The sequence below is a fragment of the Nitrospirillum pindoramense genome, from assembly GCF_007827955.1.
GTDB lineage: Bacteria > Pseudomonadota > Alphaproteobacteria > Azospirillales > Azospirillaceae > Nitrospirillum > Nitrospirillum amazonense_B.
The window spans coordinates 69451-85677 of record NZ_VITR01000001.1 but is presented as its reverse complement, the minus strand read 5'-3'; the positions used below and the strand labels follow the sequence as shown (position 1 = coordinate 85677).

14 protein-coding genes are annotated in these 16227 nt (G+C 68.6%); 12 read left to right on the top strand and 2 right to left on the bottom strand.

Annotated elements, in window-relative coordinates; all coding sequences use genetic code 11:
* Positions 1–96: 96 nt before the first annotated feature.
* The 4 genes from FBZ90_RS00380 (at position 97) to FBZ90_RS00365 (ending at position 4437) form a co-directional block, all read left to right on the top strand.
* A complete protein-coding gene (locus FBZ90_RS00380; RefSeq protein ID WP_145728919.1) occupies positions 97–831 on the top strand; it encodes a 2OG-Fe(II) oxygenase in 735 nt (244 codons plus the stop codon).
* Positions 831–1556 carry a 2OG-Fe(II) oxygenase gene (locus FBZ90_RS00375; protein ID WP_246130076.1) on the top strand — a complete coding sequence of 242 codons (726 nt, stop codon included), beginning with the start codon at positions 831–833 and terminating at the stop codon, positions 1554–1556. The genes FBZ90_RS00380 and FBZ90_RS00375 overlap by 1 nt, the downstream gene beginning before the upstream one ends.
* A 110-nt stretch (positions 1557–1666) precedes the next feature.
* Entirely contained in the window at positions 1667–3967 is a 2301-nt protein-coding gene (locus tag FBZ90_RS00370) for a hybrid sensor histidine kinase/response regulator (RefSeq protein WP_145728917.1), read from the top strand.
* Positions 3968–4080: 113 nt separating this feature from the next.
* Positions 4081–4437: a hypothetical protein gene (locus tag FBZ90_RS00365; protein WP_145728915.1), complete on the top strand. Its 357-nt coding sequence runs from the start codon at positions 4081–4083 to the stop codon at positions 4435–4437.
* A 97-nt stretch (positions 4438–4534) separates the two neighbouring features.
* On the opposite strand, the gene FBZ90_RS00360 is transcribed toward FBZ90_RS00365, so the two are convergent.
* Entirely contained in the window at positions 4535–5095 is a 561-nt protein-coding gene (locus FBZ90_RS00360) for a DUF6491 family protein (RefSeq protein WP_145728913.1), read from the bottom strand.
* A 322-nt stretch (positions 5096–5417) separates the two neighbouring features.
* Here FBZ90_RS00360 and fliG point away from each other — a divergent pair, with 322 nt between their 5' ends.
* Positions 5418–6440 (top strand): flagellar motor switch protein FliG, encoded by a 1023-nt coding sequence (fliG, locus tag FBZ90_RS00355; RefSeq protein ID WP_044563751.1) that lies wholly within the window; start codon positions 5418–5420, stop codon positions 6438–6440.
* A gap of 113 nt (positions 6441–6553) precedes the next feature.
* Entirely contained in the window at positions 6554–7219 is a 666-nt protein-coding gene (locus tag FBZ90_RS00350) for a DsbA family oxidoreductase (protein WP_145728911.1), read from the top strand.
* 91 nt (positions 7220–7310) lie between these two features.
* Here FBZ90_RS00350 and FBZ90_RS00345 read toward each other — a convergent pair whose 3' ends face one another.
* The gene (locus FBZ90_RS00345) at positions 7311–7739 is read right to left on the bottom strand and encodes a hypothetical protein (RefSeq protein ID WP_145728909.1); all 429 of its coding nucleotides are present in this window, start codon (positions 7737–7739) and stop codon (positions 7311–7313) included.
* Between the two features lie 334 nt (positions 7740–8073).
* On the opposite strand from FBZ90_RS00345, the gene FBZ90_RS00340 reads away from it, so the two are divergent.
* The 6 genes from FBZ90_RS00340 (at position 8074) to FBZ90_RS00315 (ending at position 16219) form a co-directional block, all read left to right on the top strand.
* A complete protein-coding gene (locus FBZ90_RS00340) occupies positions 8074–8784 on the top strand; it encodes a fimbrial biogenesis chaperone (protein ID WP_186455519.1) in 711 nt (236 codons plus the stop codon).
* Between the two features lie 34 nt (positions 8785–8818).
* Positions 8819–11539, top strand: coding sequence for a fimbria/pilus outer membrane usher protein (locus FBZ90_RS00335; RefSeq protein WP_246130075.1), 2721 nt, complete (start codon positions 8819–8821; stop codon positions 11537–11539).
* A gap of 158 nt (positions 11540–11697) precedes the next feature.
* On the top strand, positions 11698–12681 hold the full coding sequence (locus FBZ90_RS00330; RefSeq protein WP_145728905.1) for a spore coat protein U domain-containing protein: 984 nt from the start codon (positions 11698–11700) through the stop codon (positions 12679–12681).
* A gap of 121 nt (positions 12682–12802) precedes the next feature.
* Positions 12803–13324, top strand: coding sequence for a spore coat protein U domain-containing protein (locus tag FBZ90_RS00325; RefSeq protein WP_186455518.1), 522 nt, complete (start codon positions 12803–12805; stop codon positions 13322–13324).
* 131 nt (positions 13325–13455) lie between these two features.
* A complete protein-coding gene (locus FBZ90_RS00320; protein ID WP_246130074.1) occupies positions 13456–14409 on the top strand; it encodes a peptidylprolyl isomerase in 954 nt (317 codons plus the stop codon).
* 181 nt (positions 14410–14590) lie between these two features.
* Positions 14591–16219, top strand: a complete 1629-nt coding sequence (locus tag FBZ90_RS00315; protein ID WP_145728899.1) for a sigma-54-dependent transcriptional regulator — start codon at positions 14591–14593, stop codon at positions 16217–16219.
* The last annotated feature ends 8 nt before the right edge of the window (positions 16220–16227 follow it).

The following is a 16227-nucleotide window of genomic DNA, read 5'->3' as shown; positions in this document are numbered from 1 at the left end:
ATCAACGCCGCAAAGGCGCGAGGGGTGGAAAAGGGGGCATCGCGGCAAGGTCCGTCCCGACCGGCCTCCCCGCCTCCGCCTCGTCAAGGTGCCCGAATGCCCGCCCTCTCCTCCCCCGCCGCGCCCAAGGCCCCGGTGCCGCCGTCGGCCATTTCCCCCACCAACCGGACGGACGGCGTCCTGAACCTGGACGGCCTGCGGGCCCTGCGCCCGGCCGAGGTGCCCTTCCCCCATCTGGTGATGACGGGATTCATCGCGCCCGCCGTCGCCGTCACCGCCCGCCACGACTTTCCCGACAGCCCCCATGGCGGCCTGGTCCCGGCACCGTCGCGCGCGGTGCTGGAGCGGGGCGGACTGGACGGCTTCACCCGGCTGCTGGCCGCGCTGACGGCGCCGGAGACGACCCAGGCTTTCGCCGAAACCTTCAACCTGGACCTGGACCCCAACGCCTTGATGGTGACGGTGCGCAGCCGCTGCGTGCCCAAGGATGGCCGCATCCACACCGACAGCGTGACCAAGCGCCTGACGGCGCTGCTGTACCTGAACGAGGAATGGAACGCACCCGGCGGCCGCCTGCGTCTGCTGCGCAGCGCCGACGACATGGAGGACATGCTGGCCGAGGTGCTGCCGCTGGACGGCACGCTGGTGGCCTTCCGCCGCACCGACAATTCCTTCCACGGGCATAAGCCGCATGACGGTGTGCGCCGGTACATCATGCTGAACTGGATGGTGGACGCCGGCACCGCGCGGCGCGAGACCCTGCGCCACGGCGTCACCGCCGGGCTGAAGCGCCTGGCCCTGGGCGGCGCCTTCTCCAAGGGGGAAATGTGATGAGCTTGACCGCAACCGTCCGCGCCGCCAACACGTCCGCCTTCGACCCGCAGGCCCTGGACGACACCACCGGCCGCCATGTGCGCGCCTGCCTGACGGCGGCGGACCGGGACGACCATCCCTACCGCCACTGGTATCTGAACAGCGTCTTCCCCGCCACCGTGGCGGAAGCCCTGGCCGAGTTGCCGTTCGCGGCCCCGGAGATCGAGGACACCCAGGGCCGGCGCGAAACCCACAACTCCACCCGCACCTTCCTGTCGGCCGACAACCAGCTGCTGTATCCGGTCTGCGGCGCGGTGGCGGCGGCCTTCCAATCGCCGGACACCATCGCCACCCTGGCGCGGCAGTTCGGCCTGGATCTGTCCGGATCTTCCCTGCGCATCGAATATTGCCTGGACCGGGAGGGGTTCTGGCTGGAGCCGCATACCGACATCGGCGCCAAGCTGTTCACCATGCTGGTCTACCTCAGCACCGGGCCGGACGCGGAAACCCTGGGCACCGACATCATGGACGGGCCCGAGGGCGGGCACGTCGGCCGGGCGTCGGGGCGGTTCAACACCGGCTTGGTCTTCATCCCCGGCAGCGACACCTGGCACGGCTTCGCCCGCCGACCGTTCCGGGGGGTTCGCCGCACCATCATCATCAACTACGTGAAGCCGGAATGGCGGGCGCGGCATGAGCTGGCCTTCCCCAACGACCCGGTATCGCCGAGCCCGGCCGCCTAAAAAGACGCGCCTGCCTAAAGGAATACCCCGGCCCGCCAATGGCACGATTGTAGATTGCGCAAGCCGCAACCTATAGTCGGATCAGGTGAGGGCTGGGCTCAAGGGCGGTCGTGACGGTCAATTCCGACATCGGTACGGCGCGATTGCCAGGCGCGGGTGCGCACGCTGCCGCCGCCCCCGCCCGGGGGACCTCCACCATGGCGGCCCTGCGGTTGCAGATGGCCGCCGCGGTGCTCATCCCCCTGGGCGTGCTGGCCGCCGCCGCCAGCCAAAGCTGGAAAGACATTACGGCCCAGGCCGGAGACCGGGTGGAGCGCATCGCCAGCCTGGCGGATGAGCGCGCGCAACGGACCGTGGAAAGCGACCGCCTGGTGCTGGATCGCATGCGCGACCTGCTGGTGCCCACGCGGCCGGCCGGCGGCGCTGTTCCCCCCGCCCCGGACACGCGGGAACTGGGCCGCGCCTTGGCCGGCATGGTGGCGGACACCCCGTCCATCCGGGCGCTGTGGCTGTGGGACGCGGATGGCCGGACCCTGGCCGCCAGTCGCCCACCCACCGCCGATGGCGCCGACATCGCCGGCACCACCCTTCATAGCCAGTTGAGCGCCGGCCAGGCGGAGGTGCTGGTGCCTCCCGGCCAGGAGCCGGTGAAGGGAACCGCCGCGCCCTCCGGCGTGGGCGCCTTCAGCCAGCGGGCATTCACCCTGGTTCGGCGCCTGAGCCGCGCGGACGGCAGCTTGGCGGGCATCGCCGCCGTGTCCATGTCGCCGGTCCACTTCGACGATTTCTTCCGGCGGGCGACGCGCGACGATCCGGCCACCGCGGTGGCGCTGCTGAGCCGGGACGGCCGGGTCATGGCCGGCGGGCCGGTCCCCGCCGGGGATGCGCGCGCCGACACGAGCTGCCCCGGGGCAGCCGCCGTCTGGCGGATATCGCCCCTGGATGGACGGGAACGCCTGACGGCCTGCCGCATGGTCGCCAACGCGCCGCTGGTGGTCATGGTGGGGGTGGACCGGTCCCAGGTGGAAGCGGCGTGGCATCAGCGCCTGGGCTGGCTGACACTGCTGACCTTGCCGGTCATGGGCATCTTCTGCGGCACCACGCTGCTGGCCATGCGGCGGGCGCGGCGGGAAAGGCGGGCGGCCAAGGCGTTGCGGGGGGCCGAGGCGCGGCGCGAACAGGCGGAGAGCGCGCTGCTTCGCACCCAGCGCCTGCAGGCCCTGGACCAGATCACCGGCGGCATCATCCACGACTTCGCCAACCTGCTGATGACCGTGCGGTCCGGCGCGGAAATATTGTGCCACCGGCCCCACACCGAACCGCAGCGCGAGGTGCTGGACGCCATGTTGCAGGCGATCACCTGGGGGGAACGCCTGACCCGCAACCTGCGCACCTTCAGTCGCCGGCCCCAGGCGAACCTGGACCCGGTGAGGCTGTCGGACATGGCCGACGACATCGCGGAATTGCTGCGCCCGGCGCTGCGCGGCGACATCCAATTGGCGACCGACCTGCCACCCCGCCTATGGCCCCTGCGGCTGGACAGAACGGAATTCGATCTGGCGCTGCTGAACCTGGCGGTCAACGCCCGCGATGCGATGCCCAGGGGTGGGACGCTGCGCCTGGCGGCGGCCAACGTCCACATCGCCCCTGCCACCCGCGAGAGCGAGCGTACCGGTGGCCTGATGGGCGATTTCGTCCGCCTGACCATCAGCGATACCGGCGACGGCATCCCCGCCGACATCCTGGATCGGGTCTTCGATCCCTTTTTCACCACCAAGCAGGACGGCCGATCGACCGGCCTGGGCTTGGCACAGGTGCAGAGCATGGTCGGCCAGGCGGGCGGCGCCGCCCTGGCCGACAGCCTGAGCGCCCGGGTTCCCGGCGCCGCGGCCGGGGGTACCACCATCACACTCTACCTGCCCCGGTCGGACGAGGATGAGGACGGCCAGGATGCCGCGGCCGGCCGATCCCCCACCGACGAGGTTCCGGACATCGACGGCAACGGACGCCAAGTCCTGCTGGTCGAGGACAATCCGGCGGTGTGCAAGGTGATGCAGCACATGGTGGAGGGGCTGGGGTTCGCCGTGCAGGCCACCGCCACGGCGGACGCGGCGCAGGTGCTGCTGACCGAGCGGCCCGACATCTCCCTGGTGCTGTGCGACATCGTGCTGCCGGGGGGGCGTGACGGCCTGGCACTGGCGCAGGGGGTGCGGCATATGCACCCCGGCCTGCCCATCCTGCTGGTCAGCGGCTATGGCGACAAGGTGGCGGAGGCGGAGAGCCTGGGCTTCGTCATCGTGGCCAAACCCTTGGACAGCACCCACCTGCGCCAGGCCCTGGCCCGCTGCTTGGCGCCCACCCAACCGGCGCCGGGGACGGGGGCGGGAACGGGCCGCGGCATACCCCGTTAAGAAGAGGGATGCCATTCCCCATCGCGCCGGGTTTCACGAAACGCTTGTCGCTGCTATATCTTGGTCGCAGACCAGCCGTCGGCGGCTGACGCCGGCGCGAATGGAGGACGGGTGTGACCAGACACGAGGAACGGGTTTTCCGCTCCGCCAAGCCGAAAACGGACCTGGCGACCTTGCGCAGCCAGTTGCAGCGCCTGAAGGGCGATCTCGAACAATACCTGGCGCGTAACAGCAGCAGCGCCATGATCGCCCCCTTGAAGGAGCGCATCCGCGAATTGGAAGGCACCATCGCCGCCGCCGAGGAACGCAGCGCCCGCCCCCGGGCGTCGGGCTGGACAGGCGCCATCGATGGCGCCGCCGCCCAGCGGGCCGAGGCGCCGCCGCGCAGCCATGGCGGCCCCGCGGGGGGCGATCGGTTCCCGCCCCGCCGCCGACCGGCCTCTGGCCCGGCCGGCGACAGCGAGGAGTAGGCGAAAACGCCTGAGCGGAAGCACCAGGGGAACGGGCGTCCGGCCCTGCCCCTTGGTGTGATCTCCAGGGTTCTGTCCGGCGGTGATTGCTGGACCGTCAGGTGCTTGTCGCCTTGGGCGGCGTTTCGTCTTTTTGCGCACCGGGCTGTGCCTCCCCGTCCTTGTTCTGGGAGTCTTTATCGGGGGAGCCTGACTTCTTCGGCTCAGGCGGCACGGCGATGATCTCCCGCACCGGCACCCGCAAGTGCAGCGGCTCGCCGATGATCTCGATATCCATGGGGGAGCAGACCCAATCGGACCCGCCCGGTTTGGTCACGATGGCCAGTTGCAGGCGCGTGGACAGGTCGGGCTGAGGCATGAACAGCTTCAGGTCATAGCGTTTGTTGATGCCCACCCGGATGCGCACGGTGTAGGGATCGATGCTGTTCCAACCGTCGATATCCCGGGTGAAAAAGCAGGGCGGCTGTTCCGCCTTGGGGGTGGCGCCAGGGGCCGCATCGGCCGAGGCGACAGCGCCGGCCCCCGCGCTGGCCGCGCCCGTTTGACCACCCGCTGGGCCACCGCCTGGGCCGGTCGACTGGCATCCCGCCAGCAGCACCGCCAGCGCCGCGGCGCCCCACCGGACCCCTGCCCCTATCCGACCATACCGCTCTGTCATTGCCATGCTCCCGAATCGCCGGAGAAACGGCCCTGGAACGCCCCCCGGAACGTGAAGGTTCCCCAGCCATCATAGGGGGATGGGCGCACGGGGCCACTATACCTGGGATTATACGGACCAAGGCCGCCTGGGCTTCTTGCGACAAAATTTCTATCCTGCCGCCAGGGGCAGGTGTACTTTGCCTAGTGGTTCAGGGCCCCGCTCGTGGTTTGGGCCCTTAGTTGTGGTTCGGAAACGTGTTTCAGGGGCGGGGGCGTGACGACGGCCCGCCCCAGCGGGACAATCCGGCGGCGGTGTGACGCCGGACAGGAGATGACGATACATGGCGATCCGGGTACGTGAAGATTACCGGGGTCTGACGGGGCCGGAGAAGGCCGCGGTGCTGATGCTGGCGCTGGGCGAGGAGCATGCCAGCCGCCTGTTCGCCCTGATGGCCGAGGACGAGATCAAGGAACTGTCGCAGACCATGGCCAATTTGGGCTCGGTCAGTTCCAACATCGTGGAGCGCCTGTTCGTCGAGTTCGCGGAGCAGATCAGTTCGACCGGCTCCCTGGTCGGTACCTTCGACAGCACCGAACGCCTGCTGATGAAGGTGCTGCCCAAGGAAAAGGTCGACACCATCATGGAGGAGATCCGCGGTCCCGCGGGTCGCACCATGTGGGACAAGCTGGCCAACGTGAACGAGCAGGTGCTGGCCAACTACCTGAAGAACGAATATCCGCAGACCGTCGCCGTCATCCTGACCAAGATCAAGGCCGACCACGCCGGCCGCGTGCTGCAGCTGTTGCCCGAAAGCTTCGCCATGGAAGTCATCATGCGCATGCTGCGCATGGAATCGGTGCAGAAGGAAGTGGTGGACGATATCGAGCGCACGCTGCGCACCGAGTTCATGTCCAACCTGGCGCGCACCAACCGCCGCGACGCGCATGAGATGATGGCGGAAATCTTCAACAGCCTGGACCGCAGCACGGAAAGCCGCTTCATCGCCGCGCTGGAGGAACGCAACCGCGACAGCGCGGAGCGTATCCGCGCCCTGATGTTCACCTTCGAGGATCTGGGCAAGCTGGACCCATCCGGCGTGCAGTCGCTGCTGCGCTCCGTCGACAAGTCCAAGCTGGCGACGGCGCTGAAGGGCGCCTCTGAGACGCTGAAGGACCTGTTCTTCACCAACATGTCGGAACGCGCCGCCAAGATCATGCGCGAGGACATGGCCGCCATGGGACCGGTGCGCCTGCGCGACGTGGACGAGGCGCAGATGTACATGGTGCAACTGGCCAAGGACATGGCCGCCCGCGGCGAGATCGTCATCGCCTCCGGCAAGGGCGACGACGAGCTGGTGTACTAAACTCCCGCATCTTCGTCCGCTGCGCCCATGCCGCCGCTGTGACCATCGCCACGGCGCGAGGTTCACACCCTAGGCAAGGTGCGGACGTCCTTCCTGCATACCGGAAATCCCCCATGACCAAGCGCCTGTCCCTCAACTTCGTCTCCGATGTTTCCTGCCCCTGGTGCGTCATCGGGCTGAAGGGCCTGCTAGCGGCGCTGGCGCGGCTGGAAGGGGAGGTCGAGGCCGACATCCACTTCCAGCCGTTCGAGCTGAATCCGCAGATGGGGCCGGAAGGCGAAGATGTGGATGAGCATATCGCCCGGAAATACGGCGCCGGCGCGGAGCAGATGGCCCAAACGCGGGAGATGATCCGCACCCGCGCCGCCGCCGTCGGCTTCACCATGTCAGCCACCGGGGCCAACGGCACGAAGCGCCGCATCTACAACACCTTCGATGCCCACCGCCTGCTGCACTGGGCCGACATCCAGGCGCCCGAGCGTCAGTTGGCGCTGAAGCTGGCTCTGTTCGAGGCGTACTTCACCCGGGGCGAGGCGCCATCCGATCCCGATGTCTTGCTGACCGCGGTGACCCAGGCCGGCCTGGACGCGGCGGAGGCCCGGGCCATCCTGGCCGGCGACCGCTACGGCGCCGAAGTGCGGGAGGCGGAACAGCTGTGGCTGTCGCGCGGCATCCAGTCAGTCCCCGCCGTGATCGTCAACGGCCGCTACCTCATTTCCGGCGGCCAGCCGCCGGAGGCGTATGAGGACGCGCTGCGAAAGATCGCCGAGGCGGCCTGACGCGGGCCCGTCCCCCGCTCGCCGCCCTCGGCGGTCCTTATTCGCCCGCCGCCCTCGGCGGTCCTTATTCGCCCGCCGCCTTCGGCAGTCCTCATTCGCTCGCCGCCTTCGGCGGCTGGGCAAACTGGATCAGGTAGTTGGCGTAGTCGGCAACCTTCAGCTTGAAATCCAGGCTTTCATTGCCGGCCATGGCGCGGGCCACGATCAGGTGGTTGCCCACCGTGGTGGGCGTCAGCTTGTAGATGCCGGCGGCCCCCTTCAGGCGAGGATAATAGTTGGGGTCGACCGGCTTTTCTTTGGCGGACAGGCGCTGCAGCGCCTCTTCCTCCGTCCAGTCACCGACCTCAACCTTCTTCACCAGGGTCCAGTCCTTTTCCGCCGCCCATCCGGCGGCCAGCGCCGCGGCCACCGCGTCGGCGCCGCCATCGACCACGCCCACCTTGAAGATGTTCTTGGGCAGGCCGACGTCGGAGGCCCATTTCGACAGGTTGGCGCTACGGGCGACGAACAGGGTGGCCATGACAAAACCGGTCTGTTGTTGAAAATCGGTTCCCAGGTCTACTCCACCACGGGCCACCTGGCCAGATTTAGCCGTCGCCAAGGGATTTCGACCCGGCGCGGCATGGAAGCGGATGCAACGCCGCCCGCATCTGGGTATGGTGGGGCCGCGGGCGTCGGTGGGGTGGCGTTCCCAAGAAAAGCTGTAAACCATTATTTAAGATTTGCCGCCCCATTCACAGGCGTCGCGCTGAAACGCGTCTTATAGAGTCGGGCGATCATCCATGTCGGCATTTCACCGGTTTCGTTTACCCCGGCCCGCGCGGGTCCTTGGGCTGGCCCTGACGGGCGCGCTGATGCTGTTCACAGGGCTGCTTTCCACCGGCGCTCTGGCATCGTTCCGCCTGATCCCCATCGAAATGGACATGGAGCCCAGCGGCCGCGGCGCCACCCAGATCTTCCGGGTGGAGAATGACGGCAAGGACCCGGTGGCCATCGACGTCAAGATCATGTCGCGCGGCATGGACCAGGACGGCCAGGACATCCTGGCCGATGCCGAGGACAGCTTCGCCATCGTGCCGGAACAGATCATCCTGCAGCCCGGCGAAAACCAGTCCATCCGCGTGCAGTGGTCGGGCGATCCCAAGCCGGCCAAGGAACTGCCCTTCCGCCTGGTGGCCGAGCAGTTGCCGATCGACCTGGGCAACGCGCCGGTGCAGGGCGGGCAGGTGAAGCTGCTGGTGAGGTACGTCGCCTCGCTCTACGTCGTGCCGGAAGGGGCGAAACCCAAGCTGACCGTCGTGTCCGCCGGCCCCAAGCCCGCCACGGCCCCCGCCACCGGCACGGTGATGGAGGTGGTGGTGCGCAACGACGGCGGCTCGCGCCAGGTGATGCGCGACCTGGAACTGACCGCCCAGGTCAACGGCAAGAGCGTCACCCTGCGCAAGGAGCAGCTGACCGGCATGGTCGGCGAAAACGTCCTAGCCGGGGTCACCCGCCGTTTCCACATCCCCTGGCCGGCGGATCTGCCCCAGGGCCCCGCCACGGTGACCCTGTCGGTGCCCTGATAAGAGGACGGCGGTGCGCCTGTCGCGACCGAAGATGCCCGGCCGCCGGACGTGCGGTCCGTTTTGTGTTGCCCGCCCCGGCCCCCATCCCGGCCGCCTGCGCCAGGGCGCGCTTGCCTGCGTCCTGGTTTCGGCCCTGCTGGCCCCGCTGCTGACCTCCCGCGCGGCGTGGGCCCAGACGGCGCCACCCGCCAACCAGAACACCGAGGCGCTGTTCGAGAAGACGTTCGGCAAGAAAAAGAAGGCGGAAAAGTCCACCAGCCTGGACCTGCCGGTTAAGGTGGAGGGACGGGAGGTCGGCCAGGTGCCGGTCAAGATGGCCCCGGACCCCGCCGAGACCCAGGTGGATCTGAACCGCCTGTCTCTGCTGCTGCGCGACTTCGTGCAGGCCAAGGCCCTGGGCGACCTGGTGGCCCAGGCCGGCCCCGACGGCTATGTCAAGCTGGGGGCCCTCTACCAGGGCGGGCCGGCTGGCGGCACGCGCAGCGGTCCGTCAGGCGCCACCATTTCCATCACCGTGGACCCCAAGGAGCTGACGCTGTCGGTGAAGGTGCCGGCGCAGCTACGCGCGGTGCGCAACCTGACCGTGGTGAACCGCGCCAACGCGGCCAGCGGCTATCAGGTGCTGGAACCGGCGGATGCCGCCGCCTACGTCAACCTGCGCACCGCCCAGGTCTTCCTGGCGCAGCCCGCCACCGACAGCGGCAATTACCGCCAGCCGCTGAACCTGGGCCTGGACGGCGGCGGCAACATCGACGGCTGGTCCTTCGAATGGCAGGGCCAATACCAGGAGCAGTACAGCCACCATTTCATGCGGGGGCCCGCGCGGCTGATCCGCGACTTCCCGGAGGACGCGGTGCGCCTTCAGGCCGGCGACCTGGACTATTCCATCACCGGCATCCAGACCAACCGCCCCCTGACCGGCCTGTCCATCGCCCGCAATTACACCCTGCAGCCCTATCGCGCCATCCAGCCCACGGGCAGCCGGGACTTCATCCTGGATTCGCCGTCGCAGGTGGAGGTGCTGGTGAACGGCCGCCCCACCCGCGTGTTCCGCGAGGACGCGGGGCCCGTCAACCTGTCCGACTTCCCCGGCACGTCCGGCACCAACGACGTGCAGGTGCGCATCACCGACACCTATGGCCAGACGCGCACCATCGATTTCCCCTTCTTCTTCGATTCCGAGCTGCTGGCCGAAGGCGTGTCGGAGTTCAACTACACGGTGGGCGTGCCCTACACCACCGCCAGCGACCGCCTGACCTATGACCGCAGCCGCCCGACCTTTTCCGGCTATCATCGCCAGGGCATCACCGACAACCTGACCGTGGGCGCCAGCCTGCAGGCGGACAAGAGCCAGCAGGTCATCGGGACCGAGGTGCTGTTCGTCACCGGCCTCGGCACCATCGGCATCAACCCCGGCGCCAGCCTGGGCGCCTCCCGCGGGGCGTCGGTGGACCTGACCTACCGCGACTACACGAACGACGAACAGTTCTTCCAGCAGCGCACCCTCACGGCCCAGGGCAGCTGGCGGTCCGGCGGCTATGCCAGCCTGGGCACCCTGGATCCGCGCAACACCGTGTCCTACGACCTGGCGGCGCGGTACGGCCAGCCGCTGGATGAGGATTTGACCGCCACCGTGAGCGGCCGCTACCAGTTGGTGCGCGATGACAGCCAGATCGACGGCTATTCCGTGGATCTGGGGTTCCGCCGCCGCTTCGGCCGGCACGCGACGCTGGAGCTGACGCTGAGCCGGGCCCGCAACACCGTGACGCGTGAGGCGGACAACAGCGCGTATCTGGCCTTCCGCTACACCTTCGGCGACGGTGTGCAATCCGCCGGCCTCACCATGGACACACTGAGCCGCCAGCGGGAGCTGGACTGGCGCTACCAGGACCCCTGGCCCACGAATTCCTGGAACCTGGGCGTGGACGCGACCAACACCACCGGCACCTACCAGGCCAGCGGCTCCGTCGGGTACACCATGGACCGGTTCGAGGCTTCGATCCGCCATGACTACAGCCAGCGCCTGTCCACGGTGGACGGCCCGCTGCAGAATGACGAGCGCACGACCCTGAACTTCGCCACCGGCCTGGTGTTCGCCGATGGCCATGTCGGCGTCACCCGGCCGGTGACCAACAGCTTCGCCCTGGTGGTCCCTCACCCCCGCATCGCGGATGAGGAGATCGGCGTGGACCCCGTCACCGGCCATTACCTGTCATCCAGCGATTGGCTGGGCCCGCCGGTGGTGCCCAACATCTCAGCATATCTGGTGCGGCCGCTGCTGCTGGACGTGCCGGACGCGCCCATGGGCTATGACATCGGCAACGACCGGCCCGCCATCGTGCCGGGCAACCATACCGGCACCCTGGTGCCCATCGGCACCGACGCCACCGTGTCGCTGGACGGCGTGCTGCTGGACCCGGCGGGCAAGCCCGTGCCGCTGGCGGCCGGTCTGTTGCGGCGCACGGACGGCAAGGCGGTCAAGGCCACCAACGCCAAGGACCCCAAAGCGGGGCTGGAGGTGCCGTTCTTCACCAACCGCAAGGGCCGGTTCCGTGTGGAGGCGGTACGCCCCGGCGAATGGCTGATGCAGTTGAATGGCGTGCCGCACAAGCCCATCCCCGTGACCGTGCCGGCGGCGGCCGAAGGCCTGTTTCCGCTGGGCACGCTGACGCTGGAGCCGCTGCCCGGCCAGACCATCAACCTGTCGCCCGTCAAGCCGGCCTCCACCCCCGCCGGGGACGGCCCGTCATGAGCGGGACCACCACGCGGGGATGGCAGGGTGGGGATGGATGGCGCCCCCCGGCGGAACGCTTCTTGCTTACATTTGCCAGACCGACCGGCGGCCCGCGCTGCCGCCCCCCTTTTTCTGACCGGGTGCCGCCCGGCCGGAACGCCGCTATCCTGGACGCCATGCAACAGCCGACCCGCCTTCGCTCCGCCGCCGCCCGGCCTTCAGACGCCCGGCCCCGGGGCGTCCCGCTGTGGGCCCTGCTGGCGCTGGCCCTGCTGCTGGCCTTGGCCAGTGTGCCCGCCCGTGCCACCCAAACCTGCTACGCGCAGCTGAGCGGCCTGTCGCAGGTGACACCCGTCACCAGCTACGACCCTTTCGCGGCGCTGCAGCCCCCCACCTACAACACGGTGACGGTGCAATACATCGCGGGCAGCAACTGCCTGTTCGGGATCGGCATCGACAGCGGGCTGTGGAGCAACACGCGGCGCATGCTGGGCTTCAGCGGCAACTGGCTGAGCTATGATTTGTACAAGGACGGCGCCCTGACCCAGCGGGTGGGGGACTATGGCACGGGCAACGCCAGCAACCTGATCACCGGGTCCGTGAGCAACGGGCGCGGCTCCCAGACGGCGACCACCGGATTCTACGCCTCCGTCCCGGCCGGGCAACTGGTGGGGGCGTCCTATTATTTCGACCAGGTGACGGTGACGCTGTACCAGCTGAACAGCGCCGGCACCATCGTGGCCATCATGGACAGCGCCATCGTCCAGGTGCGGGCCACCGTGCGCACCTCCGTCTCCGCCACCGTCAATGTCGGGGGCGTGCGCAGCAACCTGGCGGCATCGACCGCCAACGTCGACTTCGGGGAGTTGACCACCGGGGCCAGCCGCAGCTTCGACCTGGAGGTATCGGGCAACACCGGGTACAGCGTCACCATCCAGTCGCAGAACGGCGGCCAGCTGGTGAACAGCGCCGCCAACACCCGCATCCCTTACAGCATGACGGTGGACGGCCGGGGCGTGGCCGCTGGTGGCACCACGCTGAACTATTACAGTTATTCCAGCCTGGACCGGCACACCTTCATCATCGTCATCGGTGACGTCACCAAGGTCATCGCCGGGACCTATACGGATTATCTCCTGATGACGGTGACGGCGAACTGACATACCATCTGGACCAGGCGGCTGGATCATCCATTTGATCCAACGCAGGGCGCCGCAGAAGGCGGTTGCCCATTCTGACCGACAGATGGCGTCCATCCCGGGGCGCCCATGGAGACAAAAAATGTCCCAGCGTCTGCCCGCCGCACCCCGCGACCATACCCCCGCCCATGGGGCCCCCGCGCATAGGGTTTGCCTGGCCCTGACCATCACCGCCACCCTGGTCCTGGGCTGTTCCGCCTGGGCGGGCAACAGCAGCGGCACCATCCAGCTCAGCGCCACCGTCCCCACCGTCTGCACCGTCGCCGTCACGTCCAGCAACGCCACGCTGGATCTGGTCAACGGCCAGAACGCTGTCACCGTGGGATCGGTGACGGAGCAGTGCAACGCCGGCAACGGCTATACCGTCTCGGTCGCCTCGGCCAACAGCGGCACGCTGAAGAGCAGCGCCACCGGGTCCACGGCCGTGGCCTACAACCTATCCTACGACAACACGGCCGCCGCCAAGAACGGCACGCTGACCACGGACCGCGCCGGCTCCACGCAAAGCCGCCAGGGCACCTTGGCCGTCAGCCTGCCCGGCAACAGCCAGGCCGCCGCCGGCGTCTACCAGGATACGGTCACGGTGTCGATCGCCGCCAAGTAGGAACCCGTCCGAAGGCCCCCAACCTCAAAGCCACCTGAAATCGCTTGCCCATGCTGCGCCTCGGAGCCAATCCTGCGCCGGGATGGCGGCCCCATCATGGGAACGGCCGCCGTAAGAATGAAGGGGAAGCGATGCGTCGTCCGATGGTAGCCGCCCGCCTGGCGGCGGCCCTGGTTTGCCTGTCCGTCACCGCCTATGCCGCCGACGCGGCCAAGCCGACCGCGCCAAAGCCAACCGCCAAGGCGGGCCCGGTCGCCGCCGATGTCCTGGCCGCTGCGGGCCCCATGGATTGGCGGTCCCCCAACCCGGAAAACCTGCTGTACATGGACCTGGCCCAGGGCCGGGTGATCATCGAGCTGGCCCCCGCCTTCGCCCCGGCGCATGTCGACAACATCCGCAAGCTGGTGCGCGAGGGCTGGTTCGACGGCCTGGCCGTGGACCGGGTGCAAGACAACTACGTCACCCAGTGGGGCGATGCCGACAACACGCGCACGCCGAAGACGGCGCAGACCAAGCTGGCCCCCGAGTTCGTGGTGCGGGGCGACGCCGTGGCCAAGCTGCCCTTCACCCCCCTGCCCGACCGCGACACCTACGCGCCCGAGGCGGGCTATAGCAATGGCTTCCCCGCCGCCCGCGACGCCAAGGGGCGCGAGGCCTGGCTGGTCCATTGCTACGGCATGGTGGGCGTGGGCCGCGACATGGCGCTGGACAGCGGCAGCGGGGCGGAACTCTATGCCGTCATCGGCCAGGCGCCGCGCCATCTGGACCGCAACATCACCGTGGTTGGCCGGGTGCTGCGGGGTATGGACATCCTGAGCAGCCTGCCGCGCGGCACGGCCGCCCTGGGCTTCTATGACAAGCCGGAACAGCGCATTCCCATCGCCAAGGTGAGGCTGGCCGCCGACCTGCCCCCCGACCAGCGCGACAACCTGGTGGTGTTGCGCACCGACACCCCCACCTGGGCCGCCTATGTCGAGGCACGCCGCAACCGGAGGGAGGACTTCTTCCCCGTGCCGGCGGGGCACGTGGACGTTTGTAATATCCCCATACCCGTCCGTACGGCTGAGGCCAAGCCTATCCAATAGGGCTGATCGCAGCGGGGAGCGGGCGGCACCCTAACCTTAAGAACAGCTACGCGGCATTGCATCCTGCAATGTCCCGCGTTGACAGCGCTGGGCGATTGCTTGAAAACCTGCAAGCTGCAATGCCCGACGCATTCCCCTAAAGGATAGGCGCGGGCGATGTCCCCCTGAAAGCATCCGCCCCATGGAAACCCGCCCGCGCCGCGTCCTGATCGTCGAACCCACGCCGTCGATGGCCGCCGCCTACAGCCAAGCATTGCGCAAGGACGGCCACGCCCTGCAGGTGGTGGACACCGCCCCGGCCGCTCGCCGGGCGCTGGCGGAGGCGCCGGCCGACGTGGTGCTCTTGAACCTTCAGTTGCCAGGCGGCAACGGGCTGGATTTGCTGAAGGAATTGAAGGCGGACAGCCGGGCGCCGCAGGTGGTGGCGCTGACGTCTCAGGGCTCGGTGCAAATGGCGGTGGACGTGATGCGCGCCGGTGCCGTGGACGTGCTGCTGCTGCCGGCGGGCACGGATCGCCTGCGCCAGGCCATGGCCACCGCCTTGACCGAACGGGAAAAGGTGTTGGAGGCGGCGCCGCACACCGCCCCGGTGGAGGACCCGCTGGGCTATCTGGGCTTCGTCGGCATCTCGCCGGCCATGCGCGGCGTCTACCGCATGATCGAGGCGGCGGCGCCGTCCAAGGCCACGGTGTTCATCACCGGCGAAAGCGGCACGGGCAAGGAGGTCTGCGCCGAGGCCATCCACCGTCGCAGCCCGCGCGCCAACAAGCCTTTCATCCCGGTGAACTGCGCGGCCATCCCTAAGGATTTGATGGAAAGCGAAATCTTCGGCCACGTGAAGGGCGCCTTCACCGGGGCGACGGCGGATCACGCCGGCGCCGCCCTGCAGGCCGACGGCGGCACGCTGTTCCTGGACGAAATCGGCGAAATGGATTTGGCGCTGCAGGCCAAGCTGTTGCGCTTCCTTCAGACCGGCATGGTCAAGAAGGTGGGCAGCGAAAAGGCCGAGGCGGTGGACGTGCGCATCGTCTGCGCCACCAACCGCGACCCCTTCGCCGAGGTGCAGGCCGGCCGCTTCCGTGAAGATCTGTTCTATCGCCTGCAGGTGATTTCCATCGAGCTGCCGCCCCTGCGCGACCGCGGCGACGACATCCTGCTGATCGCGCGGGAGTTCCTGGCCAAGTACACGCAGGAGGAACGCAAATCCTTCACCGGCTTCAGTGGCGAGGCGGAGGATATCATGCGGACCTACACCTGGCCGGGCAACGTGCGCCAGTTGCTGAACGTGGTGCGCAACGTGGTGGTGCTGAACGACGGCGCCGTCATCCAGCCGTTCATGCTGCCCCCACCGCTGAACAAGCCGACCATGATCGTGCCCCCCATGCTGAACGATCCGCGCTGGGCGGCCATGGCCGGGCCCATGCCCTTCCCCTTCTCGCCGCCGCCGCCCGCCAACCTGGCCGGTCCGGCCCCCGGTGGGGCCTCTCTGGGGGGCGTGGCGCCGACCGGATTCGGCATGCCGCCCGCGCCACCCGCCGCACCGGCGCCGGGGGGCGTCTCCATGGGTGCCGCGCGCCTGCCGGGCGTCAACAGCTGGGCCGCCCCCATTTCCCTTGAGGATGGGACGGCCGCCCTCGAATCCGACCCCGCCCCGGAGCGCCGAATCCGGCCGCTTTGGATGGTGGAGGAGGAAACCATCGAGGAAGCCATCCGCCTGTGCCAGGGCAACATCACCCGCGCCGCGGCGCTGCTGGAGATCAACCCCTGCACCATTTATCGCCGCCGCCAGAAGAAGCGCGCCACGGCCTGACGTCCAAG

Coding starts and splice junctions, on each gene's coding strand:
- FBZ90_RS00380 (WP_145728919.1), top strand. CDS start 97: ATGCCCGCCCTCTCCTCCCCCGCCGCGCCCAAGGCCCCGGTGCCGCCG.
- FBZ90_RS00345 (WP_145728909.1), bottom strand. CDS start 7,739: ATGGCCACCCTGTTCGTCGCCCGTAGCGCCAACCTGTCGAAATGGGCC.
- FBZ90_RS00330 (WP_145728905.1), top strand. CDS start 11,698: ATGCAACAGCCGACCCGCCTTCGCTCCGCCGCCGCCCGGCCTTCAGAC.
- FBZ90_RS00375 (WP_246130076.1), top strand. CDS start 831: ATGAGCTTGACCGCAACCGTCCGCGCCGCCAACACGTCCGCCTTCGAC.
- fliG (WP_044563751.1), top strand. CDS start 5,418: ATGGCGATCCGGGTACGTGAAGATTACCGGGGTCTGACGGGGCCGGAG.
- FBZ90_RS00320 (WP_246130074.1), top strand. CDS start 13,456: ATGCGTCGTCCGATGGTAGCCGCCCGCCTGGCGGCGGCCCTGGTTTGC.
- FBZ90_RS00335 (WP_246130075.1), top strand. CDS start 8,819: ATGCCCGGCCGCCGGACGTGCGGTCCGTTTTGTGTTGCCCGCCCCGGC.
- FBZ90_RS00315 (WP_145728899.1), top strand. CDS start 14,591: ATGGAAACCCGCCCGCGCCGCGTCCTGATCGTCGAACCCACGCCGTCG.
- FBZ90_RS00325 (WP_186455518.1), top strand. CDS start 12,803: ATGTCCCAGCGTCTGCCCGCCGCACCCCGCGACCATACCCCCGCCCAT.
- FBZ90_RS00350 (WP_145728911.1), top strand. CDS start 6,554: ATGACCAAGCGCCTGTCCCTCAACTTCGTCTCCGATGTTTCCTGCCCC.
- FBZ90_RS00360 (WP_145728913.1), bottom strand. CDS start 5,095: ATGACAGAGCGGTATGGTCGGATAGGGGCAGGGGTCCGGTGGGGCGCC.
- FBZ90_RS00340 (WP_186455519.1), top strand. CDS start 8,074: ATGCTGTTCACAGGGCTGCTTTCCACCGGCGCTCTGGCATCGTTCCGC.